General features: G+C 73.3%; 23 protein-coding genes. 14 read left to right on the top strand and 9 right to left on the bottom strand.

Going from position 1 to position 23,319, the window contains the following annotated elements; genetic code table 11:
• Positions 1-380 precede the first annotated feature (380 nt).
• Together AB0F62_RS03790 and AB0F62_RS03785 are read left to right on the top strand one after the other, a co-directional pair.
• Positions 381-632, top strand: coding sequence for a hypothetical protein (locus AB0F62_RS03790; RefSeq protein ID WP_361791795.1), 252 nt, complete (start codon positions 381-383; stop codon positions 630-632).
• Positions 633-663: 31 nt separating this feature from the next.
• Positions 664-1,704, top strand: coding sequence for an NUDIX domain-containing protein (locus tag AB0F62_RS03785; RefSeq protein WP_361791793.1), 1,041 nt, complete (start codon positions 664-666; stop codon positions 1,702-1,704).
• A gap of 34 nt (positions 1,705-1,738) precedes the next feature.
• Here AB0F62_RS03785 and AB0F62_RS03780 read toward each other — a convergent pair whose 3' ends face one another.
• Positions 1,739-3,100, bottom strand: coding sequence for a dipeptidase (locus AB0F62_RS03780; protein ID WP_361791791.1), 1,362 nt, complete (start codon positions 3,098-3,100; stop codon positions 1,739-1,741).
• 156 nt (positions 3,101-3,256) lie between these two features.
• On the opposite strand from AB0F62_RS03780, the gene AB0F62_RS03775 reads away from it, so the two are divergent.
• Positions 3,257-4,486 (top strand): geranylgeranyl reductase family protein, encoded by a 1,230-nt coding sequence (locus AB0F62_RS03775; RefSeq protein ID WP_361791789.1) that lies wholly within the window; start codon positions 3,257-3,259, stop codon positions 4,484-4,486.
• A 75-nt stretch (positions 4,487-4,561) separates the two neighbouring features.
• Entirely contained in the window at positions 4,562-5,215 is a 654-nt protein-coding gene (locus AB0F62_RS03770; RefSeq protein WP_361791787.1) for a DUF4230 domain-containing protein, read from the top strand.
• Here AB0F62_RS03770 and AB0F62_RS03765 read toward each other — a convergent pair.
• Positions 5,208-5,666, bottom strand: coding sequence for a nitroreductase family deazaflavin-dependent oxidoreductase (locus AB0F62_RS03765; RefSeq protein WP_361791785.1), 459 nt, complete (start codon positions 5,664-5,666; stop codon positions 5,208-5,210). The two genes, AB0F62_RS03770 and AB0F62_RS03765, sit on opposite strands and share 8 nt — an antisense overlap.
• Before the next feature lie 124 nt (positions 5,667-5,790).
• On the opposite strand from AB0F62_RS03765, the gene AB0F62_RS03760 reads away from it, so the two are divergent.
• Genes AB0F62_RS03760 through AB0F62_RS03750 form a run of 3 tightly spaced genes read left to right on the top strand, consistent with a single transcriptional unit; the run spans position 5,791 to position 8,502 of the window.
• Entirely contained in the window at positions 5,791-6,513 is a 723-nt protein-coding gene (locus tag AB0F62_RS03760) for a TetR/AcrR family transcriptional regulator (protein ID WP_361791783.1), read from the top strand.
• A 58-nt stretch (positions 6,514-6,571) separates the two neighbouring features.
• Positions 6,572-7,840 (top strand): sensor histidine kinase, encoded by a 1,269-nt coding sequence (locus tag AB0F62_RS03755; RefSeq protein ID WP_361791781.1) that lies wholly within the window; start codon positions 6,572-6,574, stop codon positions 7,838-7,840.
• A complete protein-coding gene (locus tag AB0F62_RS03750; protein ID WP_361791779.1) occupies positions 7,837-8,502 on the top strand; it encodes a response regulator transcription factor in 666 nt (221 codons plus the stop codon). The genes AB0F62_RS03755 and AB0F62_RS03750 overlap by 4 nt, the downstream gene beginning before the upstream one ends.
• 55 nt (positions 8,503-8,557) lie before the next feature.
• Here the strand turns inward: AB0F62_RS03750 and AB0F62_RS03745 are convergent, their stop codons facing one another.
• Positions 8,558-10,063: an MFS transporter gene (locus AB0F62_RS03745; RefSeq protein WP_361791777.1), complete on the bottom strand. Its 1,506-nt coding sequence runs from the start codon at positions 10,061-10,063 to the stop codon at positions 8,558-8,560.
• An 87-nt stretch (positions 10,064-10,150) separates the two neighbouring features.
• On the opposite strand from AB0F62_RS03745, the gene AB0F62_RS03740 reads away from it, so the two are divergent.
• Positions 10,151-10,546: a MarR family transcriptional regulator gene (locus tag AB0F62_RS03740; RefSeq protein ID WP_361791775.1), complete on the top strand. Its 396-nt coding sequence runs from the start codon at positions 10,151-10,153 to the stop codon at positions 10,544-10,546.
• A gap of 27 nt (positions 10,547-10,573) precedes the next feature.
• Here AB0F62_RS03740 and AB0F62_RS03735 read toward each other — a convergent pair whose 3' ends face one another.
• The 3 genes from AB0F62_RS03735 to AB0F62_RS03725 form a co-directional block, all read right to left on the bottom strand.
• Positions 10,574-11,044 (bottom strand): DUF4442 domain-containing protein, encoded by a 471-nt coding sequence (locus AB0F62_RS03735; protein WP_361791773.1) that lies wholly within the window; start codon positions 11,042-11,044, stop codon positions 10,574-10,576.
• 68 nt (positions 11,045-11,112) lie between these two features.
• Positions 11,113-11,859 carry a maleylpyruvate isomerase family mycothiol-dependent enzyme gene (locus tag AB0F62_RS03730; protein WP_361791771.1) on the bottom strand — a complete coding sequence of 249 codons (747 nt, stop codon included), beginning with the start codon at positions 11,857-11,859 and terminating at the stop codon, positions 11,113-11,115.
• A 240-nt stretch (positions 11,860-12,099) separates the two neighbouring features.
• Positions 12,100-13,347, bottom strand: coding sequence for an MFS transporter (locus AB0F62_RS03725; RefSeq protein WP_361791769.1), 1,248 nt, complete (start codon positions 13,345-13,347; stop codon positions 12,100-12,102).
• Positions 13,348-13,364: 17 nt separating this feature from the next.
• Between AB0F62_RS03725 and AB0F62_RS03720 the strand changes: the two genes are divergently transcribed.
• The gene (locus AB0F62_RS03720) at positions 13,365-14,588 is read left to right on the top strand and encodes an ROK family protein (RefSeq protein WP_361791767.1); all 1,224 of its coding nucleotides are present in this window, start codon (positions 13,365-13,367) and stop codon (positions 14,586-14,588) included.
• A gap of 21 nt (positions 14,589-14,609) precedes the next feature.
• Here AB0F62_RS03720 and AB0F62_RS03715 read toward each other — a convergent pair whose 3' ends face one another.
• Entirely contained in the window at positions 14,610-15,506 is an 897-nt protein-coding gene (locus AB0F62_RS03715; RefSeq protein ID WP_361791765.1) for a DUF2797 domain-containing protein, read from the bottom strand.
• Positions 15,507-15,656: 150 nt separating this feature from the next.
• On the opposite strand from AB0F62_RS03715, the gene AB0F62_RS03710 reads away from it, so the two are divergent.
• Genes AB0F62_RS03710 through AB0F62_RS03700 form a run of 3 tightly spaced genes read left to right on the top strand, consistent with a single transcriptional unit; the run spans position 15,657 to position 19,308 of the window.
• Positions 15,657-15,965, top strand: a complete 309-nt coding sequence (locus AB0F62_RS03710) for an SHOCT domain-containing protein (RefSeq protein ID WP_361791763.1) — start codon at positions 15,657-15,659, stop codon at positions 15,963-15,965.
• On the top strand, positions 15,962-16,735 hold the full coding sequence (locus AB0F62_RS03705) for an ABC transporter ATP-binding protein (RefSeq protein ID WP_361791761.1): 774 nt from the start codon (positions 15,962-15,964) through the stop codon (positions 16,733-16,735). The genes AB0F62_RS03710 and AB0F62_RS03705 overlap by 4 nt, the downstream gene beginning before the upstream one ends.
• The gene (locus tag AB0F62_RS03700; RefSeq protein ID WP_361791759.1) at positions 16,732-19,308 is read left to right on the top strand and encodes an FtsX-like permease family protein; all 2,577 of its coding nucleotides are present in this window, start codon (positions 16,732-16,734) and stop codon (positions 19,306-19,308) included. Before AB0F62_RS03705 ends, AB0F62_RS03700 begins: the two co-directional genes overlap by 4 nt.
• Positions 19,309-19,372: 64 nt before the next feature.
• Here the strand turns inward: AB0F62_RS03700 and AB0F62_RS03695 are convergent, their stop codons facing one another.
• Both AB0F62_RS03695 and AB0F62_RS03690 read right to left on the bottom strand, forming a co-directional pair.
• Positions 19,373-19,930 (bottom strand): ATP-binding protein, encoded by a 558-nt coding sequence (locus AB0F62_RS03695; protein WP_361791757.1) that lies wholly within the window; start codon positions 19,928-19,930, stop codon positions 19,373-19,375.
• A 189-nt stretch (positions 19,931-20,119) separates the two neighbouring features.
• Positions 20,120-20,428 (bottom strand): hypothetical protein, encoded by a 309-nt coding sequence (locus tag AB0F62_RS03690; RefSeq protein ID WP_361791755.1) that lies wholly within the window; start codon positions 20,426-20,428, stop codon positions 20,120-20,122.
• Positions 20,429-20,586: 158 nt separating this feature from the next.
• Between AB0F62_RS03690 and AB0F62_RS03685 the strand changes: the two genes are divergently transcribed.
• Positions 20,587-21,684 carry a PLP-dependent cysteine synthase family protein gene (locus AB0F62_RS03685; RefSeq protein ID WP_361792025.1) on the top strand — a complete coding sequence of 366 codons (1,098 nt, stop codon included), beginning with the start codon at positions 20,587-20,589 and terminating at the stop codon, positions 21,682-21,684.
• Between the two features lie 84 nt (positions 21,685-21,768).
• A complete protein-coding gene (locus AB0F62_RS03680) occupies positions 21,769-23,169 on the top strand; it encodes a hypothetical protein (RefSeq protein WP_361791753.1) in 1,401 nt (466 codons plus the stop codon).
• Positions 23,170-23,319 lie beyond the last annotated feature (150 nt).

Genomic DNA, 23,319 nt, shown 5'->3' with positions numbered 1-23,319 from the left:
CGCCACCCACCCGGCCGAGGCACGGAACCGGCCATCTGTACCCGCGGACGGCCGGCAACGAGACCCGGAGCACAGGAGAGCCGCCCCGTCCCGGAGCCTGAACCCCGGCCCCCCACCTGCCCGCGCGGGGCCCGTCCGCCGGTCCTCCGGAGGGCGCGAGACGGACCCGCACGGACCCACTCCGGCACCACCGCTCCCGCAGCGCCGCGTGGCCGCCGGGAGGGCCTCCGAGGGGCGTGAGGGCGGGGGCTGCCCGGATGCCGCCGAGGACGGCGCGCGTCCGGGCCACGGTGCGGCCCACCGGTTCACGTGCGGAGTCCCCCGCGGCGCAGGCCACGTTCCGGTTCACCTGGACGTAGGACGACTTCCCGTGGGCCCTGGTGCTCATCTCCGACGGCGACAAGCCGCCGGTCACCCCGGCGCTGAACAACCCGCGGGGCCGGTTCCTCACCGACGGCAACCCGCCGGCGGCGGTGCCGGTGTTCATCCTGCCGCCGAGGCGGTTCATCGCCGGACCGGCACCGCGGACTGACAGGGACGGGCCACCGGGTTCGCGGGTGCCGAAGTCGCCGGTATGCGCCGATGGCCGGGTCTGCGCGTTTGCCGACGCCGATGAGCCGGGCAATTCGTAGGGGGCTACCAGGCTACGGAAGAGGGGGCACCGTGATCGTCTGGCTCAACGGCACGTTCGGCGCGGGCAAGACCACTGCGGCACGCGAACTGCTCGAACTGCTGCCGGGCAGCGTGCTCTACGATCCGGAACTCATCGGCAGCGGACTGCGGCTGATGCTCCCGGAGAAGCGGCTGGGCGAGGTCTCCGACTACCAGGAGCTGCCCGCGTGGCGGAGGTTGGTGGTCGACACCGCGGCCGCGCTGCTCGCCGAGATAGGCGGCGGGCCGCTGGTGGTGCCGATGGCCCTGCTGCGCCAGGAGTACCGGGACGAGATCTTCGGCGGGCTCGCGGCCCGCAGGATCGCCGTGCGGCATGTGCTGCTGCATGCGGAGGAAACGGTTCTGCGCGAGCGCATCGAGCAGCGCGCCGACATTCCCGACGACCCCGAGGACAGCGCCGGGATCCGGGCGTGGTGCTTGGACCATTTGCCCGCCTACCGCGAGGCGCTGTCCTGGCTCACGGTGGACGCCCATGTCGTCGACACCGACGGGCTGAGCCCCCTCGCGACGGCCCGGCGCATCGCCGACGCGATACGGGAGGGCGCCGGCTCCTGCGACATCGTGCAGACCCCGGAGCCCACCGCCGAGACCCTCGCCGCGGGCGTGCTGCTCTTCGACGAGGACGACCGGGTGCTGCTGGTCGACCCGACCTACAAGCCCGGCTGGGAGTTCCCCGGCGGGGTGGTCGAGCCCGGCGAGCCGCCCGCCCGGGCGGGCATGCGGGAGGTCGCCGAGGAACTCGGCCTGCGTCTCCCGGTGGTGCCCAGGCTTCTGGTCGTCGACTGGGAGCCGCCGCTGCCGCCCGGATACGGGGGTCTGCGATTGCTCTTCGACGGCGGGCGGTTGCCCGCCGCCGACGCGGAGCGCCTGCTGCTGCCCGGCGCCGAGCTGCGCGGCTGGCGCTTCGCCACGGAGGACGAGGCCGCCTCCATGCTGCCGCCGGTCCGGCTCACCCGGCTTCGCTGGGCGCTGCGGGCGCGTGAACGGGCCACGGTGCTCAACCTCGAGGCCGGGGTGCCGGTGGGCGGCTGAGACGCGCCCTGCGCGCCGCAGCCGCCCACGGGGCTCAGACCGCCTTGGCGGCGGCGTACTTCTGAAGGAAGATCGCCTCGGTGAGCGAGAGCTTCTCCAGTTCCTCGGGGGAGACGCTCTCGTTCACCGCGTGGATCTGTGCCTCCGGCTCGCTCAGGCCGATCAGCAGGATCTCCGACTCGGGGTAGAGCGTCGCCAGGGTGTTGCAGAGCGGGATCGAGCCACCCATGCCGGCGATCTCCATCTCCGTGCCGTAAGCGGCGCGCATCGCCTCGGCCATGGAGGCGTAGGCGGGGCTGGAGGTGTCCGCGCGGAACGGCTGGCCGCTTCCGACCTGCGTGGCCTCCACCCGGGCGCCCCAGGGGGCGGCCGCCTCCAGGTGGGAGATGAGCAGCTTGGCCGCGTGCTGGGCGTCCACGCCCGGCGGGACGCGCAGGCTCACCTTCGCGCCCGCGGTCGCCTGCACGGAGGGCGTGGCGCCCACCACCGGAGGGGCGTCGATGCCGATGACGGTGACGGACGGGCGGGCCCAGATGCGGTCCGCGACCGTGCCGGTGCCCATCAGGCTCACGCCGTCCAGCACCTTGGCGTCGGAGCGGAAGGCCGCCTCCTCGTACTGCAGCCCGTCCCAGGCGGAGTCCCCGGTGAGGCCCTCGACCGTGGTGGCGCCCGCGTCGTCGTGCAGCGTGTGCAGGATGCGGACCAGTGCGGCGAGCGCGTCCGGCGCGGCACCGCCGAACTGGCCGGAGTGCAGATTGCCCTCCAGGGTCGTCACCTTGAGGTCGACCAGCGCCATGCCCCGGAGGGTCGCGGTGACGGTCGGCAGGCCCACCCGGAAGTTGCCGGAGTCGCCGATCACGATGGCGTCCGCCGCCAGCAGCTCGGGGTGCTCCTCGGCGTACCGCTCCAGGCCGCCGGTGCCCTGCTCCTCCGACCCCTCGGCGATGATCTTCACACCGACCGGCACACCGCCGTTCTCGCGCAGCGCGCGCAGCGCGGTGAGGTGCATGATCAGACCGCCCTTGCAGTCCGCCGCGCCGCGTCCGTACCAGCGGCCGTCCCGCTCGGTGAGCTCGAACGGCGGCGACAGCCACCCGTCCTCGTCCAGCGGCGGCTGCACGTCGTAGTGCGCGTACAGCAGCACCGTGGGCGCGCCCTCCGGGCCGGGGAGGTAGCCGTACACCGACTGCGTGCCGTCGGGGGTGTCCAGCAGGGCGACGTCCTCGAAGCCCTCGCCGCGCAGCGCGTCCGCGACCCAGGCCGCGGCCCGCTCGCATTCGCTCTTCGGGAACTGCCGGGGGTCCGCCACCGAGCGGTACGACACCAGCTCGGCCAGCTCGGTCCGGGCCCGCGGCATCAGTGCGGCGACGCTTGCGGCGAGTGGTGCGGCGGACATGGGCGCTCCTGGAGGGTGTAGCGGATCGAACGGGGTGTTCGCGGCCTGGTGGTCGTGATCGATGGTGCCACAGGCGGCCCCCCTCACCCCGCGGATTAGTATGCGGCTGAGCAGGGGCGACGGCAGTCGGCGGGTCGAACGGGAGCGGAAGCACACGTGAGCAGCGAGTACGAGGCGCAGGACGGCGGTTCGGCGGACGGCGGCGACGGCACGCCGGTGTGGGACGTCGTCGTGGTGGGTGCCGGGCCGGCCGGGGCCTCGGCGGCCTACGCCGCGGCCAGTGCGGGACGCCGGGTCCTCCTGCTGGAGAAGGCCGAACTGCCACGCTACAAGACCTGCGGCGGCGGCATCATCGGCCCCTCCCGCGACGCGCTGCCACCGGGCTTCGAACTCCCGTTGCGCGACCGTGTGCACGCGGTGACCTTCACCCTCAACGGGCGGCTCGGCCGGACCCGCCGGTCCCGGCAGATGCTCTTCGGGCTCATCAACCGGCCCGAGTTCGACGCGCAACTCGTCGACGCGGCCGTCGACGCGGGCGCGCGGCTGCGGACCGGGGCCTCGGTCTCCCGGGTCGAGCAGCACGGCACCTCCGTCCCGGACCGGCGCACCGTCGCGGTGGTCCTCAACGACGGCGAGACGATCCTCGCCCGAGCCGTCGTCGGCGCCGACGGCTCGGCGAGTCGGATAGGCGCCCACGTCGGCGTCAAGATGGCCCAGGTCGATCTGGGGCTCGAGGCCGAGATCCCGGTGCCCGCCGAGGTCGCCGAGGACTGGGCGGGCCGGGTGCTCATCGACTGGGGCCCGCTGCCCGGCAGTTACGGCTGGGTCTTCCCGAAGGGCGAGACCCTGACCGTCGGTGTCATCTCGGCGCGCGGCGACGGCGCCGCCACCAAGCGCTACCTGGAGGACTTCGTCGGCCGGCTGGGGCTGGCCGGCTTCGAGCCGAGCGTCTCCTCCGGCCACCTCACCCGCTGCCGCGCGGACGACTCCCCGCTCTCCCGCGGCCGGGTGCTGGTCTGCGGTGACGCGGCGGGCCTGCTGGAGCCGTGGACCCGCGAGGGCATCTCCTTCGCGCTGCGTTCGGGCCGTCTGGCGGGGGAGTGGGCGGTACGGATCGCCGAGGCGCACGACGCGGTGGACGCGCGTCGCCAGGCCCTCAACTACGCCTTCGCCGTCAAGGCCGGACTCGGTGTCGAAATGGGCGTCGGCCGCCGCATGTTGAGCGTCTTCGAGAAACGTCCCGGTCTGCTGCACGCCGCTCTCACAACCCTGCCCCCGGCATGGAATGCCTTCGCTAAGATCACCCGCGGTTCCAGCTCGCTCGCCGAGCTGGTCCGTACTCATCCGCTGGCCCGTCGCGCGCTGGAGTCGTTCGACCGTCGTTGACCTCCTCATGGCACCCTCCCGGGCGTCATAAAGGCGGAGTTGAGGGGCAGAGACGTTGTGGGAGGTGTCCTCGTCATGCCCTTGAGGAACGTAGACGGAAGACTGCCGTGGTGGCTGCGCACGCTCACCGGGCTGGTGGTGCTCGGCGGACTTCTGTTCCTGGTCGCGCGCGCCGATCTGATACCGGGTCTGCCCGATCCCTTCGCCGAGGAGACCAAGGACCGCAGCGGTCCCGTGGTGCTCAAGGCGATCCAGGACATGAGCCGCTTCGAGGGGGCGAGTGGCGACTTCCAGGTCGTGGTCGACCTGGAGAAGGACGCCAAGTTCCTTCCCGACGCCGTGCGCGGCAGGCGCACGCTCTACGTGGGGGCCGGCAGCGTCGACGCCTACGTGGACCTCGGCGACGTGGGCCCGAAGGGCGTCACGGTCTCCGAGGACCGGACCTCCGCCGTCCTCACCCTGCCCCACGCCCGCCTGGAGCGGGCCTCGCTGGACCCCGACCGCTCCTATCTGGTCGCCCAGGAGCGCGGATTCTTCGACCGGCTCGGCGACTTCTTCTCCTCGCACCCCGGGGACGAGCAGCAGGTCCAGCAGCTCGCCGTCAAGAAGATCCAGGCGGCGGCCAAGTCGACGGAGCTGGCGAAGCGGGCGGAGAACAACACCCGGGCCATGCTGGAACGCCTCCTGACCTCGCTGGGGTTCGAGAAGGTGGAGGTCCGCTTCAGCTGACGGGCCGCAGGTCCGTGATGCGGAACACCGGATGCTTGTGGGCTATGGCGCGGAGTTCGTCGTCCGAGGACTCCGCGCCGACGCCGCCGAAGAAGACGCCCACCTCGGCCTTCCAGCGCTTGAGGTAGGCACGCAGCAGTTCGGGCTTGGCGTCGTCGGCGACCTCGGCCGCGCTGAACTCCTCGACCCTCTTGCCCAGTAGCAGCCGCCCGCCGCCGGCCGCCCGCATGTTGTGCGTCCACTGGACGTGCCCGCGGGGGGCCACGAGGTAGCGCTCCCCGTTCACCACCAGCAGGTTGACCGGGGTGCGCCGCCATTCCCCGCTCTTGCGGCCGCGGACGGCCAGCACCCGGGACCCCCACACGCTGAGCCCGCGCCGGGTCAGCCAGGCGATGGAGCGGTTGAGGACGTTGACCGTGAACCAACCGGGCTTCATGACGTGCTCGGACATGAGGACTCCTCCGTGAATGAGAGCGGTGCTCTCTCCTGAGAACAGTGTGCACGAGCTCGACCTCATCGGCAAGAGCACTGCTCACATTCTTGGCCGCCGCTCCATTCGTGCCTACACTGATCGCATGAGCGTCATCCGAACGGCCAGGGAACGGGCCCGCGACGAAGTGACCGCGGCCATCAAGGAAGAGGCGCGCCGGCAGCTCGCCGACGAGGGGGCCTCCAGGCTCTCGCTCCGCGCCGTCGCGCGGGAGCTGGGCATGGTGTCGTCCGCGCTCTACCGCTACTTCCCGAGCCGGGACGAGCTGCTCACCTCCCTCATCGTCGACGCCTACGACGCGGTGGGGGCCGCCGCGGAGGAGGCCCTGGCCCACTCCGGCGAGGCCGACCCGGTGGAGCAGTGGAGCAGGGTCTGCCGGGCCGTGCGCCGCTGGGCCCTCGCCCATCCGCACGAGTACGCCCTGATCTACGGCTCGCCCGTGCCCGGCTACTCCGCCCCGCTGGACACGATCGGACCGGCCTCCCGCGTCGGGCTCGCGCTCCTGACCGTGGCCGACACGGCGCACGCCGCCGGGACCCTCGCCGTGCCCCCGCCGGACGCCCCGCTGGCCGAGGCCGTCCACGCCGACGCCTGGCGGCTCAGCAAGGACCTGGACGGCGATCTGCCGGCACGGGTGATCCCCTCCCTGATCGCCGCGTGGGCGCAGCTCTTCGGCCTCGTCAGCTTCGAGGTCTTCGGCCAGTTCAACAACGTCGTCGAGGCGCGGGACGACTTCTTCGACCACGCCGTCGCGGGCCTGGCACATCAGGTGGGGCTCCGCCGCGAGCGTCTACTCCCCGGGGAGTAGACGCGGTCACGCCGCCCACCGGACGCCGGCCGGCCGCGCGCCCGTCTAGCGTGGCGGCATGACGACGGACGACGTGACACCGGGCGGCGGCCCGCCGTGGGGACCGCGGTGGCGGCCCGCGGCGCCCGGCCGTGACCACGGCCGCGGCGACGGCACGCGCCATCCGTGGGTCTCGTCGTTGCTCATCGCCCTCGTCCAGGTCGTGGGTACCACGGCCGCGTCGCACGACGAGACCGCGCGCATCGCCCTCGACCACCTCGGCTACGCCCTGTTGATCGCTGGGCCCGTGCTGCTGCTGTGGCGGAACCGCGCGCCCGTCGCCGTGGCCGCCGCCGTCTCGGCGGTGACGCTCGCGTACCTCGCCGCCGGCTACCCGTACGGACCGGTCTTCCTCAGCCTCATCGCGGCTTGCTTCACCGCCGTCGCCGCCGGACACCGCAGAGCGGTCCTGATCATCGCGGGCGCCCTGTACACGGCGTATCTGCTCCTCACGACGTGGCTGTACCGCCGGCTGCCGCCCGCGGGCGACGCGGGCGCCTCGTGGGCCCAGCTGTCGGGTGCCGCGGCCTGGTTGCTGGCGATCCTCGCCGTCGCGGAGTTGTGGCGGCTGCGCAGGGAGCAGTTCGTCCGGGACCGGCGGGAGCGGGCCGAGGCCGAGCGACGCCGCGCCGACGAGGAACGGCTGCGCATCGCGCGCGAGCTGCACGACGTCCTCGCCCACAGCATTTCGGTCATCAATGTGCAGGCCGGAGTGGCCCTCGCCCTCATGGACGAGCGCCCCGAGCAGGCACGGCAGGCGCTGACCACCATCAAGGCGGCCAGCAAGGAGGCCCTCGGGGAGGTGCGCCAGGTGCTCGGTACGTTGCGCGGCCCGGGGGAGGCCCCCCGGTCGCCCGCCCCGGGCCTGGACCGGCTGCCCGAACTGCTCGAGCAGGCCGCGGGAGCGGGACTCGCCGTCGAGCTCACCCGCGACGGCGGCTCCACCGCGCTGCCGCCCGGCGTGGACCTGGCGGGGTTCCGCATCGTCCAGGAGGCGCTGACCAACGTCATCCGGCACTCCGGCGCCCGCACCGCCCGCCTACGCGTCACCCGCCGCCTGGACGAGATCGAGCTGCTGGTCGACGACGACGGCCCCACCACCACCGCGGACCCACCGGGGGACACCGGTGGCGGCAACGGGCTGCTCGGCATGCGTGAGCGGGCCGCGGCCCTCGGCGGCGCGGTCCAGGCGGGACCACGAACCGACGGCGGCTTCCGCGTCCTGGCCCGCCTGCCGATCGGCCCCGGCGCCGCGACGACCTCCGTCTCCGACAAGGAGTGCCCATGACCAGGGTCCTGCTCGCCGACGACCAGCTCCTGGTGCGCGCGGGCTTCGCCGCCCTGCTGGACGCCCAGCCCGACATCGAGGTCGTGGGCGAGGCCTCCGACGGGGCCGAGGCGCTGCGCCTGGTCCGCGAACTGGGCCCGGACGCCGTGCTGATGGACATCCGTATGCCCGTCATGGACGGTCTCGAGGCGACCCGCAGGATCACCGAGGACGCGGCGCTGACCGGCGTCAAGGTGGTCATCCTGACCACGTTCGAGCTCGACGAGTACGTCTTCGAGGCCATTCGTGCGGGCGCCTCGGGCTTCCTGGTCAAGGACACCGAGCCGGATGAACTGATCCGCGCCGTGCGGGCGGTGGTGGACGGCGACGCGCTGCTCTCGCCCGGCGTGACCCGGCGGCTCATCGCCGAGTTCGCGGCCCGATCCAAGGAGCCCTCGGCCGCGGCGGGACTCGACCGGCTCACCGAGCGCGAGCGCGAGGTGATGGCCCTGGTCGGGATCGGGCTGTCCAACGAGGAGATCGCGCGGCGCCTGGTGGTCAGCCCGCTCACCGCCAAGACGCATGTCAGCCGCACCATGGTGAAGCTCGGCGCCCGTGACCGGGCCCAACTCGTCGTCCTCGCCTACGAATCCGGTCTGGTGCGGCCCGGCTGGCTCGGCTGAGCCGCCGGGGCCCGCGCGAACGCTGCGCGCGCGGGTCCCGGCGGCCGTGGGCCGTTCAGTCGGCCACCGGTATCTTCCGTTCCTCGCCGGCCGGCGCGACGGCCTCCGAGGTGGTGTCGGAGGAGGTCACGACGAATCCGTACGAGGCCCTGCGGCGCAGCCCCGTGAGGGTGATCAGCAGACCGGCCAGGGCGATCGCGCTGACGACGACCAGCCCGGGGCGGAAGCTGTCGAGCACGGCCTGCGGGGTGGCGGGGCCGTCGTCGGCCCCCGCGGTGATGGCCGCGGTCACGACCGCCAGGAAGATGGCGCCGCCCACCTGGAAGGAGGTGTTGAGCAGGCCGGAGACCATGCCCTGCTCCTCGTCGCGCACGCCGTTGGTGGCCTGGATGTTGAGCGACGGGAAGACCAGCGCGCACGCGGCGCCCAGCAGCAGCATGGACGGCAGGATCACCGCGGCGAACCGCGGGGTGAGGTCGATGCGGAGGAAGAGCACATAGCCCAGGAAGAGCAGGGTGAATCCGGTGGCGATCACCCGGGGGGTGCCGAAGCGGTCCACCAGCGGGCCGATGCGGGTGGACGCGAGCGCCACCAGCGCTCCCGCGGGCAGGAAGGCCAGCGCGGTCTGCAGCGCCGACCAGCCCAGCAGCGACTGCATGTACTGGGTGACGAGGAACTGGAAGCCCACGTACGACCCGAAGAACGCGGCGCCGCCGAGATTGGCGCGGATCTGGTGCGGCGAACGCAGGACGCCCAGCCGGATCAGAGGGTGGCTGCTGCGGTGCTCGATCACGACGAAGGAGGCCAGCAGTACGGCCACGGCCGCGAAGGAGAGCAGGGTCCGTGCCGAGGCCCAACCGGTTTCGGGGGCCTGGACGACGGTGAAGACCAGCAGCAGCATCGCGCCGGTGCCGGTGAGGGCGCCCGGCAGGTCGTAGCCCCGGCCGGAGTGCTTCTCGCGGGGGCTCGAAGGGATCAGCCGGAGGCCGGCCAGGAGGGCCAGCACCGCGACGGGCGCCGGAAGCAGCATCGTCCAGCGCCAGCCCACCTCGGTGAGCAGGCCGGACAGGACCAGCCCCATGGAGAAGCCGGTCGCGCCGCAGGTGGTGTAGATGCTGAGGGCGCGGTTGCGGACCGGGCCCTCGGCGAAGGTCGTGGTGATGATCGACAGGCCCGCCGGTGCGGTGAAGGCCGCGCTCAGGCCCTTGATGAAGCGACTGGCGATGAGCAGTTCGCCGGAGTCGACGAGTCCGCCGAGCAGGGAGGCCGCGGCGAACACGCCCAGTGCGACGAGGAAGACCCGGCGCCGGCCGAGCAGGTCGGCGGCACGGCCCCCGAGCAGCAGCAGGCCGCCGTAGCCGAGAATGTAGCCGCTGACGATCCACTGCAGCGACGAGGTGGACAGGTCGAGGTCGTCGGCGATGGACGGCAGTGCCACGCCTACCATCGAGACGTCCAGGGCGTCGAGGAAGAGCGCGGCGCAGAGGACCAGCAGGGTGCCCCACTGCCGAGGGCTCCAGTGCTCGCCGGATGCGGGCACGGTGGTGTGCGGAGAGGTCATGCCGAGGAACACTACATGCATATGCATCAAATGCAAGCGCATTTAATGCGTGTACATGTAGTGTTGATTTTCTGCTATCCTGCGGCCATGACCGGCGTGAAGAGTGAGCATGTGCTCGTGGAGCGGTGGCGGGAGGTCCTCTCCCTGCACGCGCGCACCGCGTGCGAACTCGACCGTGAGCTGCACCCGCACGGACTCGGCGCGAGCGACTTCGAGGTGCTCGACCTCCTCGCCGAGGGCAACCCGGACGAGGGCGGCTGCACCTACCGGGTGCAGGAGCTCGCCGATCGCGTCCACCTGAGTCAGAGCGCGCTCTCCCGGCTGGTCGGCAGGCTGGAGAAGGAAGGCCTCGTCAGTAGGGGGATCTGCAGTGAGGACCGGCGCGGGGTGCAGGTCGCGCTGACCGACGCCGGGCGGGCGCGCCACGAGGAGGTCAAGCCCGTGCAGCGCGCCGTCCTCGAGCGGATGCTCGGTCAGGTCTGACGGTGAACGGCGCCGCCGGCTCCCGCCCTATCGGCGGGCATCGCGTTTGCGGCGCACGTAGAGCTGCTTGCGGACCTTCGCCACGACCGTCCCGTCCTTGGTGACGACATCGTTCTCGAACCACACCAGGGCCTTCTCCCCGTCCGCGGTGAGGTCCCTGATCTCCTCGAGCCGGTCCTCGGTCAGTGTGAAGTCCGCGAACACGTCACCCCTGCCGGGCGAGACGAATTCGATCTCCGCCGCGCGGTCCCACACCAGATAGTCGCGGCCCAGGCGGTTCATGGCCAGCAGCATCCAGAACGGGTCGCTCATCGAGAAGAGCGACCCGCCGAAGTGGGTGCCGACGTAGTTGCGGTTGAACCAGCGGAGCCGGAGGCGGACCCGCGCCGCACTCCAGTCGTCGGCGATGTGCAGGACGTGGACGCCGGAGAAGAGGTAGGGCGGCCACCAGGAGATCGCGCGCCGCAGGGCGGCGGGCGTGAGCGAACGTCGTGCCATGCGCAGACGGTAGCACGCGAAGTTACTGGCGGGTAATAGGGGAGGGCGGGCTGTGCCGGGTGAGGGCGTCAGCCGATCCCCGCGGTGCGCCGCCACAGGTCGAGCAACGAGGCGTCCCCCGTCACCTGCAACTTCTCGTAGGGCCCTCGGTTCCAGAGGGTGAGGTAGAGCTCCTCGGCGGTGCCGCTCACCGTGCAGTCCGCCTCGCCCGACGCGGGGCGCTCGACCACCATGGGTCCGGCCGAGACGCGCGCGAGCCAGTCGTCCCGCGCGGTGTCGGTGTCGACCGTCCGCACACGGAGCGTCACGGGCTTCTCGCTGCGGACGCGGCTCCGCTCCCGTATGTGGAAGCCCGCGAGCAACTCGTCGATCCCGTCGGCCGCGAACCGCGGTTCCACCGGGGAGGGCGTTCTGCCCAGGGCCAGTTCCGCGTCCACCCGGTGCACGGCGGTCTCGTGCGCCTGGCGCCGCGCCCAGAACGCCAGGGGGGAGGGGGCCTTGAGGAAGTACCAGCACTCCAGGTCGGCGGGAGCGGCATCGAGCGCCGCGACCAGCCGCTCGTGGCCCTCGCGGAACCAGGGCACCAGCTGGGCGTCGTCCTCGGGGGTCTCGGCCGCGATCGGCTCGGGCCGTGTACGTCCTTCGGCGACGAAGCGCGTCGCCCAGCGGTGCACCGCTCCTTGATGGCGGACCAGATCACGCACCCGCCACCCCGGGCAGGACGGCACCCGCGCGTCGGGGCCGGCCGCCTCCGCGGCGTCGGCGAGCAGCCCTCCGTCGCGCCGCAGCACCTCGATGAACTCGGCTGTCTCCATGGCGTGATTGTGGCACCGGGCACCGACAACCGGGCCCGGCCGGACGCGGTGCGCGTGGCGACGCCTGCGCCGGAGGGCGGTTTGGGGCACACGGAAGCGTGACGCGCGCTCCCGGTCCACAACCCGGGCGCGGCACGGAGCCTTCGGGGAGCCGGCCTGTCTCTCCGGCGGGTGTGCGACCCGCGGGGCCCTGCCGGGCACGGCCCTCGCCACGTGGCCCGGAAAACCGGATACGACGTGTCAGACCCCGGCGGCCGCCGAGGCGTGCCGCGTCGTGTGCGCGACCACGGCGGCCACGGCCGCCAGGGCGGCGACCGTGGTCAGTGCGACCGGCAACCCGAAGGCGTCGGCGAGGAATCCGATGGTGGGCGGTCCGAGCAGGAAGCCCGCGTAGCCCAGCGTCGAGGCGGTGGCCACGCCGCCCGGGCCGCCCAGGGCGCCGGCCCGTCCGATGGCCACGGGGAAGACGTTGGCGAGCCCGAGCCCGGTGAGCGCGAAGCCGGTCAGGACGAGCCAGGTCGTGGGGCCGAGTGCCCCCAGCAGCATGCCGGCACATGCCGTCAGCCCGCCCAGGACCACCGACCGGGTCGGCCCGAGCCGCAGCAGGAGGGCGGTGCCGGAGAGCCGTCCGACGGTCATCGCGAGGGCGACCGCGGCATACCCGGCGGCCGCGAGGGCGGGGCCGGTGTGCAGGTCCTCCTGCAGATGCAGCGGACCCCATTCGGCGAGCGCGCCCTCGCCGTAGGCCGTGCACAGCGCGATCAGCCCGAAGACGGCGACCAACCGCCGGGTGCCGCCGGGAGGGGCGGCGACGGGGGTGTCGCCCCGGGTGGCGTCCCTGGCCTCCGCGGGGAGGGCGGGTTCGGCGGGGCGGGGGATCGCGTGGCCGAGCAGGAGCCTTCCGAGCAGCGCGGTGGCCACCAGGCCGAACGCCGCCACGCCGAGGAGGTGCTGGGTCGGAGTCAGCCGGGCCGCCAGCGGTCCGCCCACACCCGCGCCGATCAGGCCCCCGAGGCTGTACGCCGCGTGGAAACCGGGCATGATGGGGCGCCGCAGTGCGGCGACCAGGTCGACGGCGAAGCTGTTCATCGCGACATTCATGCCTCCGAAGCCGACGCCGAGCAGGAGAAGGACGAGGCCCAGGGCGAGGGGGGAGCCGGTGAACGGAGGCAGCGCGACGCTCAGTGACAGGATCGCGGCGGTGACGATGGTGACCTGCCGGGCCCCGTACCGCCGGCACAACCGTCCGCTGGGGATCATCGTGGCGACCGCGCCCGCCGACACGCCGAGCAGCGCGAGGCCGAGCGCCCCCGCCGAGGCGCCGACCTGCTCCTTGACGGCCGGGATGCGAACGACCCAGCCGGCGAAGACGAATCCGTCGAGGGCGAAGAAGGCGGTCAGCGCGATCCTGAGGCGGCGCAGCGGAAGCGGGGGACTTGCGTGATCTTGCCGGGTGAGTACGCTCCGTATTTTGTTTAGGCTCGGCACAAAGTGAGAATAGGACTGTGACCCAGACTCGGACAAGGTTGGAGCGGGGCCGCGGTGCGCTCGGTCCCGCGCTCGCGCTCGTGCACACCGGGCGTGCGCCCACCCGCGCCGTACTCACCGCCGAACTCGGCGTGACGCGGGCGACGGCCGGGGCCGTGGCCGCCGAACTCGAGGCGCTGCGGCTGATCCGGGTCGACACCCGGCCGGGTGGTCCGGTCGGTGCGCAGGGCAGGCCCTCGCACCGGCTCGCCGTCAACCCCGAGGGACCGGTCGTCCTCGCCGCGCAGATCCACTCCGACGGCTTCCGCGCCGCCCTGGTCGGCCTCGGCGGCCACATCCTCGCGTCCGCGCCCGTCGCCATGACCGTGCCCGCCGATCCCGCGCAGGTCCTCGCGGCCGTCGTCGAGGCCGGCGTGGCGCTGTTGGGCGCCTCCGGCCGGGAGTGCGCGGGCGCCGGTCTCGCCGTCCCCTCCGCCGTAGCCGAGCCGGAGGGCGCCGCCCTCAACCCCCTGCACCTCGCCTGGCCCGCGGGCGCGCCCGTGCTGGACATCTTCCGCGAGCAGGTCGAACGGGCCGGCATCGTCGCCCCCAACGGAGCGCCGCCGCCGTGCTTCGTCGGCAACGACGTCAACGTCGCGGCACTGGCCGAGCACCGGCACGGCGCGGGGCAGGGCGCCGAGCACCTGCTGGTCGTCGCCACCGGCCACCGCGGTGTGGGCGGCGCCCTCGTGCTGCACGGAAAGCTCCACACCGGAAGCTCCGGACTCGCCCTCGAGGTCGGCCACCTCACCGTCAACCCCGAGGGCCGGCCCTGCCATTGCGGCAGCCGCGGCTGCCTCGACGTGGAGGTCGACCCGCTCGCCTTCCTCGAGGCCGCCGGACGGGTTCCCGGCCCCGACGGGTCGCTGCCCGACCAGTGCCGCGCCCTGCTGCGCGAGGAGTACGACGACCCCGCGGTGCGCCGCGCCGCGGACTGTCTCATCGACCGCCTCGGCCAGGGACTCGCGGGACTGATCAACGTCTTCAACCCCGACCGGATCCTGCTGGGCGGCCTGCACCGGTGGCTGCTCGACGCCGACCCGGAGCGGCTGCGCACCGTCGTCGCCGAGCGCAGCCTGTGGGGACGGAGCGGCGGTATCCCCCTGCTCGCCTGCGCCCTCGACCACAACAGCCTGGTCGGGGCCGCCGAACTGGCCTGGCAGCCCGTGCTGGACGATCCGCTGACGGCCCTAGGCGCCTGAGTCACGGCGCTCCGCCGGAAGTCAGAACAGCGGCTCCGGAGGCTCGGCCGGCGGCGTCAGCGCCTTTGCGGGCGGCGCCGGCAGCCCTCGCGCCGACGCGCTGAGCGGCCACCCCGGGACCAGCCGGGAATCGAGCAGTACGACAGGAGCGGCCGGCCCGGGGGCGCGGAGGTAGACGTCACCTCCGGCCACGGCCCGTACCGTGCCGGTCAGGGCGGTGCCCGGCGCGAGACCGGTCACCGCGGCGGCGGCCTGCGGAGCCTCGGGCTCCAGTCCGAACACCGTCGCGTGGTCGACGGGTTGGAAGCCGGTCGGCGCCAGTGTGTCGCGCCACTCGGGCACTGCCGTCGCCGCTTCATGGAGCGCACTCAACTCGGCCGCCCGCAGGTGCGCGGGCGGCAGGTTCGCGCGCGCGGCACGCTTCGCGGCCGTGGCCACCCGGTCCGGGATGCCCAGCGCCGTCCCCAGGACCGACTCGGCACGACGCGCGGCCATCAGCGGACCGCGGCCGAGGAAGGTGAAGCAGATCGCGGCCTGTTCGAGCAGGCGGGCACTGCCCCGCTCGGCGGCCGTGATGCCGACCTTGGCCAATCCCGGGCCGAACCACGCCAGATACACCGCGAAGGGCCGCGGGTCGTCCAGCCTGGTGTCGGCGGCGACGGACCGGGAGCGGTCCAGCGCGGCGCACTGTTCGCACTGATCACGGCGGGCCTGCGGCGGAAGCTCCTCGGCGCGCGGGCAGGGTGTCCACCGCCCGGAGCGCCACACGCCGGTGCAGTGACGCACCGCGCCCGGCTCCACGGCGAGTGCCAGCGACTCCCCGAGGCGCACGGGACTGCGCCGGTCGCCGTACCCGGGGTGCCACCAGGTCCAGGCCGGGCCCCCGGAAACCCACCGCAGACCTGTGCATTGCCACATGATCCGCATGCTAGGCGCAGCCACCGACAGTCCCGGTACTCCCCGGGGGGTATCCGGGGTGCCGCCGGCCGTACGACGACCCGGAGACACCCGCGGAGCAGGCTCGTGATGTCGAGAAGCACGACGACCTCACCAAGGAGACGATTCCCGATGGACGCCCTCGCAACGACGTCACTCGCCGACCACTGGGACGGCGGACCCGGCCCGTGGATCCTGTTCTTCCCGCTGATCTGGGCCGTCGTCATCGGCGGCGCCGTGTTCCTGCTGCGCCGCACCGCATGGCGCCGGGGTCTCGGGCGCGGTCCCTGGCACGCCCGCGCCGCGATCGGCGAGCACTCGCCGATCGCGGTGCTGGGCCGCCGCTTCGCCGCGGGGGAGATCGACGAGGACGAGTACTGGCGCCGGCTGTCCGTGCTGGACGAGCAGTTCGGCCGTCTCTCCAAGGACGGGGAGCGATGACCCTCGCCGCCCGCGTCGTCGACGCCGTCAAGACCTACGGGGTGGGCGACGCGCGGGTGCGCGCTCTGGACGGTGTCACGGTCGGTTTCCCGGCCGGACGGTTCACCGCGATCATGGGCCCTTCCGGATCCGGCAAGTCCACGCTGATGCACTGCGCCGCCGGACTGGACACCCTGGGTTCCGGGACCGCCTGGATCGGCGACACGGAGCTGGGGGCCCTCGGCGACCGGCAGTTGACGCTGTTGCGCCGGGAACGGATCGGCTTCGTCTTCCAGTCCTTCAACCTGCTGCCCACTCTGACCGTGGCCGAGAACATCACGCTGCCCCAGGATCTGGCCGGTGTCAGGCCGGACCGCGAGTGGGTGGACGCCCTGGTCGACGTGGTGGGCCTGGGCGACCGGCTGCTGCACCGCCCGAGCGAGCTCTCCGGCGGGCAGCAGCAGCGGGTGGCCGTGGCTCGCGCGCTGGCCGGACGACCCGAGGTCGTCTTCGCCGACGAGCCCACCGGCAACCTCGACTCGCGCTCCGGAGAGGAGGTGCTGCGGCTGCTGGGGCGGGCGGTCCGTGACATGGGCCGCACCGTCGTCATGGTCACCCACGACTCCGTGGCCGCGGCCCACGCCGACGAGGTGGTCTTCCTGGCCGACGGACGCCTCGTCGACACGATGCCCGACCCAACCGCGGAGAAGGTCCTCGACCGCATGAAGGCCTTCGACACCGCCCGGGCCGGGGGAGAGGGCCCCGCCCCGCGGCAGCGGGTGACCTCATGAGCGCCTCGGGCCGATCCGCGCGGGCCGCCCTGCGACTCGGCCTCTCCTCACTGCGCGCCCACAAGCGCCGGTTCGCCGGCACCTTCACGGCGGTCTTCCTGGGCGTGGCCTTCCTGGCCGGCACCATGGTCATGGGCGACACCCTGCGCGCCGCCTTCGACTCCCTCTTCGGACGTGCCAACGCGGGCACCGACGTGGTCGTCCGGAGCGCCGACGTCATCACCGTCCCCGGCGAGGGACAGGGCACCCGCGAACCCGTCGACAGCGCACTGGTGACGAGGCTGCGCGAGGTGCCGGGGGTGGCGGCCGTGGCGCCGGACATCGAGGGCGCCGGCCGGCTGATCGGCCGTGACGGCGAACCCGTCGGCGGCCAGGGCCCGCCCACCCTCGCCGGGAACTGGATTGACGACGCCGGGCTCAACCCGTACGCCCTCGCCGAAGGCCGCGCCCCCAGGGAGCCGGGGGAGGCAGTGGTGAACCGGGCGGCGGCAGAGCAGGGCGGACTGGGTCTCGGCGACACCACTGTGCTGCGCACGCCCGACCCGCTGCGGGTGACGATCGTCGGGCTGGCCACCTTCGGCGGCGAGGACGGCATGGGGCAGTCCACCTTCACCGGGCTCACCCGAGCCGACGCCGAGCGGTATCTGATGCCGGCTCCCGGCCGGGCGTCGACGATCAAGGTCCGCGCGGCCGCCGGGATCGGCCAGGAGCAACTCGCGCAGCGGGTCGCGGGCGTGCTGCCGCGAGGCGTCGAGGCGATCACCGGCCGGCAGGCCACGGAAGAGAACCTCGACCAGGTCTCGGGCCGATTCCTGTCGTTGTTCACGACCCTGCTCACGGTCTTCGCCGGGATCGCGCTGCTGGTCGCGACCTTCAGCATCCACAACACGTTCGCGATCGTCGTCGCCCAGCGCACCCGGGAGAACGCCCTGCTGAGGGCCCTCGGCGCGTCCCGCCGCCATGTGCTCGGCTCGACGCTCGCCGAAGCCGTGGTCGTCGCGACGGCCGCCTCGGGCACCGGACTTCTCGGCGGGATCGGCATCGCGGCGGGACTCCAGGCGCTGTTCCCGGCCGTCGGATTCCCGTTCCCTGAGGGGAGCCTGGTCATCGGCACCACCGCGATGGCCGTACCGCTCGCCGTCGGCCTGGTCGTCTGCACCGGATCCGCCGTGCTGCCGGCCGTCCGGGCCGGGCGGACGACGCCGCTCGCCGCGCTGCGCGAGACGGCGGTGGACGACTCCGGCGCGTCGCGTGGACGGGCGGCACTGGGGGCCGTCCTGGCGGCCGTCGGGGTCGCGGCGACCGTGGCGGGCGCGGCGGGCACACCCCGTGTGTGGCTCACCTCCGCGGGCGCCGCGCTCGTCGTCGTCGCGTTCGTCGTCCTGGGGCCGGTCGCCTCCTCGTACGCCGTACGCGTGCTGGGGGCACCGCCGGCCCGGCTGCGCGGCGTCACCGGGGCGCTGGCCCGGCGCAACGCCGAGCGAAGTCCGAAGCGCACGGCGGCCACCGCCACCGCGCTGATGATCGGCGTCGCCGTGGTGTCGCTCTTCACGGTCTTCGGCGCCTCTCTGAAGGCCACCATGGACGCGACGGTGGACCGCGCCTTCGCCGGCGATGTCGCCCTGACCGCCTCGGGGTTCGGCGCCGGCGCAGGCGGCCTCAGCCCGGGGCTCGCGCCCGCCGTGGCGAAGCTGCCCGAGGTGGCGACGGCGGTCGGGCTCGGCAAGGGTGTCGCCGAAGTGGACGGCGGTGGGCGGCGGCTCACCGTCACCGACCCCGTCGCCCTGACCCGTGTGCTCGACCTGGGGACCGTCGAAGGCTCATTGAGCGGGCTCGGCCGGGACGGCATCGCCGTCTCGCGCGAGGAGGCGGACAGGCGCCGGTGGAAGCCGGGCAGCACCATGGTGCTGGCCTTCGCCGACGGCGCACGGCGGACCTTCACCGTGCGCGCCGTCTACCAGGAGGCCGGCCTCTGCGGCGACTACGTCGTCACCCGGGCCGCCTGGGAACCGCACAAGGCGCGGGATTCCGACGACCTCGTCGCCGTCGGCTTCGCGGACGGCGTCGCGATCGACGACGGCAAGGCGGCGGTGCGGACGGTCGCCCGCGCGTACGGCGACCCCGAGGTGCGGACCCGCGACGAATACGCCGCCTCGGCCGCCTCGGGTATCGACATCATGCTGACCCTCGTCTACGCCCTGCTCACGCTGGCCGTCCTCATCGCGCTGCTCGGGATCGCCAACACCCTCACCCTCGCGGTGCACGAGCGGACCCGCGAACTCGGGCTGCTGCGAGCGGTCGGGCAGACCAGGGCCCAACTGCGGGCCATGGTCCGCTGGGAGTCCGTACTGGTCGCCGTCTTCGGCACGGCCGGCGGCATGGCGCTCGGCGGCTTCCTCGGCTGGGCACTGGTCGAGGCGTCCGACAGCGCCGGCACCGGTGTCTTCGCGGTGCCGCCGGGCCGTCTCGCGGTCGTCCTGCTGGTCGGGCTGCTCGCCGGCGTCCTGGCCGGATGGCGCCCGGCCCGGCGTGCGGCGCGCCTGGACGTACTGAGGGCCATCGCCGCGGAGTGACTCCGCCGACGACGGCCCGGGGGCCACGGCCGCCGTGCCCCGCGTGGGGTGCGGCGGCCGCGCGTCAGACCAGCACTGGTTCGGCCGCGGCCGGGACCAGGCGATCGAGGACCGGGGGCCAGGCCTCCGGCGTCTCGGGGACGACCGGGAGCGTCCGCGGCGCGATCTTGCGGACGACGGCCTCCGACACCTGTCCGGTCATCGCCCTCGGCGAGACCGTGGCCTCGGCCCGGAGCGTGAACCAGACGACCTTGCCACCGTCGTTGAGTGCTTCGGTGCCCCAGCTGTCGCTCATGGACACGACCATGGCGAGTCCGCGGCCGCAGGTGGCCAGAGGCTCGAAGTCGCGGACCCGCGGCAGGCGCGGATCGTTGTCCGAGACGGCGACGGTCAGCCAGCCCGAGGCGAAGCTCAGCTCGACGGAACAGCGCTTGTCCGGCCGGGCGTGGCGGTGGACGTTGCCGAGCAGTTCGGTGATACCCAGCAGAGTGGGGTCGATCAGGGGGTCCAGCCGCCAGTACCGCAGCTGTGCGGCGACGATACGGCGTACCTGCTGGATCCGGGACGGCAGTGCCTCAAGTTCCAGAGCGCACTGCCGCTTATTGCCTTCTGAGCTGATCACGGCTGCGACTCCCTCCGCGGAGGGCGCGCCCCTGTGATCGGGGCATGCCCCGCCCGCATGGAATGGGAACACCTTTGCGGGATTGCTGTGAGTGACTGCTGCAGTGACTCCGTGACGCCACTCAAGGATCACCCCGATGGATGCTTACCGCAACTCCGTGTACGCGGAGAGTGCCGTTCCGCTCCCGGCTCAGTGGCGCGCGACCCTCTCCCGTGCCGTGCGCAGGGCGTCCAGGAACCGGTCCGCCGACGCCGCGCCCTGTTTGCGCAAGGTCAGCAGATAGCCGGTGCCGTTGAGCCGCGCAAGGGCGCGCCGTCTCACCGCGAAACGCGGGGTCAGGGCGTGGACGTCCTCCACCGGCGCGCTGTCGATCTCCCGTCCGCGGCTGGTGAGCAGCACCAGGCGGCCGTCCTGGATCAGGACCTGTCCGCCCCGCGTGAGCGACCGCAGCCGCCGTCCGATCCGTACCCCGGTGGCGGTGAACTCCGCTTCGGCCACGGCGCATCCCCTCCTTCGTCCGGTCGAAGTCTGCCCGCTCGGGGCGGCAGCGCACCAGCGACTGCCTATGATCGGCAGACAGGCGCGAACCGGAGGTGGCGCAGGTGGGCAGCAACCGGAAGGGTGACAGCGACAACCGCACGGGGACGGCCGGGGCCATGCCCACCGTCGACATGGACCGGACCGACCCCGACTACCGCCGGTGGCTCAAGGAGGCCGTGCGCAAGGTCCAGGCGGACGCCAACCGCTCCGCCGACACGCACCTGTTGCGCTTTCCGCTTCCCGAAGCCTGGGGCATCGACCTCTACTTGAAGGACGAGTCGACCCACCCCACCGGCAGCCTCAAGCACCGCCTGGCCCGCTCGCTCTTCCTCTACGGTCTGTGCAACGGCTGGGTCCGGCCGGGCAAGCCCGTCATCGAGGCCTCCAGCGGCTCGACGGCGGTCTCCGAGGCGTACTTCGCCGATCTGATCGGCGTGCCGTTCGTCGCCGTCATCCCGCGCACAACCAGTTGGGAGAAGCAGCGGCTGATCGAGTTCCACGGCGGCCGGTGCCATCTGGTGGACGACCCCCGGACGGTCTACGAGGTCTCCGCCCGCCTCGCGGAGGAGACCGGCGGCCACTACATGGACCAGTTCACCTACGCCGAGCGGGCCACCGACTGGCGCGGGAACAACAACATCGCCGAGTCGATCTACCAGCAGCTCCGGCTGGAGCGGAACCCCTGCCCGGCGTGGATCGTGGCGACCGCCGGGACCGGCGGCACCTCGGCCACCATCGCCCGCTACGTCCACTACATGCAGTACGACACCCTGGTGTGCGTCGCCGACCCGGAGAACTCGGTCTTCTTCGACGGCTGGGTGAGCGGCGACGACTCCGTCTGCTGCGACCGCGGTTCACGGATCGAGGGCATCGGCCGCCCCAGGGTGGAGCCGAGCTTCGTGCCCGGCGCCATAGACCGGATGATGAAAGTGCCGGACGCGGCGTCGGTGGCGGCGGTGCGCGCCCTGGAGGCGGCCATCGGTCGCAAGGCCGGCGGTTCGACGGGTACCGGACTGTGGAGCGCCTTCAGGATCATCGCGGAGATGGTCGCCGCGGGACGTACGGGAAGCGTCGTGACCCTGCTGTGCGACCCCGGCGACCGGTATCTGGACAAGTACTACTCCGATGCCTGGGTCGCCGGGCAGGGGCTGGACATCGCGCCGTACGCCGCCGCCATCGGCGCCTTCCTGGCGTCGGGCGCCCGGCCGGAATGATCCGTTCCGTTCTGTTACGCCGTGGTCACCGGGCAGCCGCCGGAGTACCGCCTTCCCTTCCCCGGGCGCTCCTAGCGTCCGGATATGACGCTCTCTCAAGTGGCGCCCCCGGCCGTCGTACCGCCGCCCGCGGCGCCCGCCGTGCCGGCACCGCCGGTGCCCCGGGCGCCGGTGCCGCCCGTCCGGGCGGGACGCCGGCGTATGCCGCCCCCGGTGCGGTTGGTCGTCCAGGCGACGGCCGCGCTGGCCGCCGTCATCGTCCTTGCCCTGGCCACGGTCATCGGGGCCGTCACCGTGCGCTCGGACGCCGAGCGACTGCGCGACACCACCGCGCACCGCGCCGCCGTGGCCGCCGAACTGCGCTTCGCGTTGGCCGATCTGGACGCCCAGCGCGCCAACCAGCTGGTGCCCGGCCACGCGGCCGACGACCCCGAGGTGTCCGTCGGCAACCGGCTGCTCGCGCTCATCACCGCGCAGCAGCGCCGCGCCGATGTCAGCGATCTGCTCCGGCAGCTCGGCGGAGACGACGCCCACGCCGCCCAGGTGCGCGGCATCCTCGATCTGCTCGGCCGCTACGACGACGCGAGCGGTCGCGCCGCCTACGTCGACGAGCAGCACCACGAGCGGCCCGCGGGCCGGCCGCCGGCCGTCGCCGTGTCCTTCTCCGCCGAGGCGGGCGACATCATGCACGCCCGGCTGCTGCCCGAGGTGGCGACCCTGGCGAGCGCCTACGACGCCCAGGCCGTCGCGGCGGCGGGTGAAGCGCGGGACGCGGCCGTGCGCTCGGCCGTGACCAGCGGCGCGCTCGGCCTGACCGCCGTCGTCGTGCTCCTGTGGTGGCAGCGCGACCTGGCGCGACGCTACCGGCGCGTCCTCAACCCCGCGCTGGCCGCCGCGACGGCCGCGGTCCTCGGCGTATCCCTCTCCGCGGTGCTGTCGTTCGGCGCCGCGGCCGGAGACCTCGACGCGGGTGTACGGGACGGACTGCGGCCCTGGTCCCGGCTCGCCCAGGCCCGCGCGGTCGCCGCGGAGGCCGCCGCCACGCAGAGCCGCTGGCTCGTCAACGGCGCCGAACCGCAGCAGCGCGCCGAACTCGACGCGCTCGACCGGCGGCTGGACGGCCTGCTCGCCCCGGGCGCCTACGCCGCGGCGGACGAGCGTCCCGCCTACGCCGACGTGATCGAACGGCACGGGCACTTCCGTGCCGACGACCGCGAGCTCGTCGGGCTCATGGGCGAGGGGCGCGTCGACGAGGCGGCCGTGGTGCTCACGGACATCGGGCGCGGCAAGGTCGGCTTCGACTTCTGGGACTTCGCGACCACCCTGGACGACCTCGCCCAGGACCAGGAGGCCGACTTCGTCGCGCGGACGACCGCCGCCCGCTCCGCGCTCGACGGCCGGCCCGTCGTTCCCGCCGTGGTCCTCGGCATCGCCGCCGCCCTGATCGTGGTGGGCGTCAGGCCCCGGCTCGCGGAGTACCGGTGAGACGGTGGCCGCGCACCGCGCGGAGAAGGACGCATACCGCGGGGTCGCGTCGCGAGGAGCGCCCGCAACCGATGTCCGTCTCCCGTACGCGGACCCCGCGGACAAGGCGCTCCCGCGCTACGCCGACACCGAGGCCGACGCCCACGAGGG

Source organism: Streptomyces sp. NPDC026673 (assembly GCF_040638135.1).
Lineage (GTDB): Bacteria > Actinomycetota > Actinomycetes > Streptomycetales > Streptomycetaceae > Actinacidiphila.
This window is presented reverse-complemented; position numbering and strand designations above follow the sequence as displayed.

Coding starts and splice junctions, on each gene's coding strand:
- AB0F62_RS03780 (WP_361791791.1), bottom strand. CDS start 3,100: ATGTCCGCCGCACCACTCGCCGCAAGCGTCGCCGCACTGATGCCGCGG.
- AB0F62_RS03770 (WP_361791787.1), top strand. CDS start 4,562: ATGCCCTTGAGGAACGTAGACGGAAGACTGCCGTGGTGGCTGCGCACG.
- AB0F62_RS03765 (WP_361791785.1), bottom strand. CDS start 5,666: ATGTCCGAGCACGTCATGAAGCCCGGTTGGTTCACGGTCAACGTCCTC.
- AB0F62_RS03760 (WP_361791783.1), top strand. CDS start 5,791: ATGAGCGTCATCCGAACGGCCAGGGAACGGGCCCGCGACGAAGTGACC.
- AB0F62_RS03755 (WP_361791781.1), top strand. CDS start 6,572: ATGACGACGGACGACGTGACACCGGGCGGCGGCCCGCCGTGGGGACCG.
- AB0F62_RS03750 (WP_361791779.1), top strand. CDS start 7,837: ATGACCAGGGTCCTGCTCGCCGACGACCAGCTCCTGGTGCGCGCGGGC.
- AB0F62_RS03745 (WP_361791777.1), bottom strand. CDS start 10,063: ATGACCTCTCCGCACACCACCGTGCCCGCATCCGGCGAGCACTGGAGC.
- AB0F62_RS03740 (WP_361791775.1), top strand. CDS start 10,151: ATGACCGGCGTGAAGAGTGAGCATGTGCTCGTGGAGCGGTGGCGGGAG.
- AB0F62_RS03735 (WP_361791773.1), bottom strand. CDS start 11,044: ATGGCACGACGTTCGCTCACGCCCGCCGCCCTGCGGCGCGCGATCTCC.
- AB0F62_RS03730 (WP_361791771.1), bottom strand. CDS start 11,859: ATGGAGACAGCCGAGTTCATCGAGGTGCTGCGGCGCGACGGAGGGCTG.
- AB0F62_RS03715 (WP_361791765.1), bottom strand. CDS start 15,506: ATGTGGCAATGCACAGGTCTGCGGTGGGTTTCCGGGGGCCCGGCCTGG.
- AB0F62_RS03710 (WP_361791763.1), top strand. CDS start 15,657: ATGGACGCCCTCGCAACGACGTCACTCGCCGACCACTGGGACGGCGGA.
- AB0F62_RS03705 (WP_361791761.1), top strand. CDS start 15,962: ATGACCCTCGCCGCCCGCGTCGTCGACGCCGTCAAGACCTACGGGGTG.
- AB0F62_RS03700 (WP_361791759.1), top strand. CDS start 16,732: ATGAGCGCCTCGGGCCGATCCGCGCGGGCCGCCCTGCGACTCGGCCTC.
- AB0F62_RS03685 (WP_361792025.1), top strand. CDS start 20,587: ATGCCCACCGTCGACATGGACCGGACCGACCCCGACTACCGCCGGTGG.
- AB0F62_RS03680 (WP_361791753.1), top strand. CDS start 21,769: ATGACGCTCTCTCAAGTGGCGCCCCCGGCCGTCGTACCGCCGCCCGCG.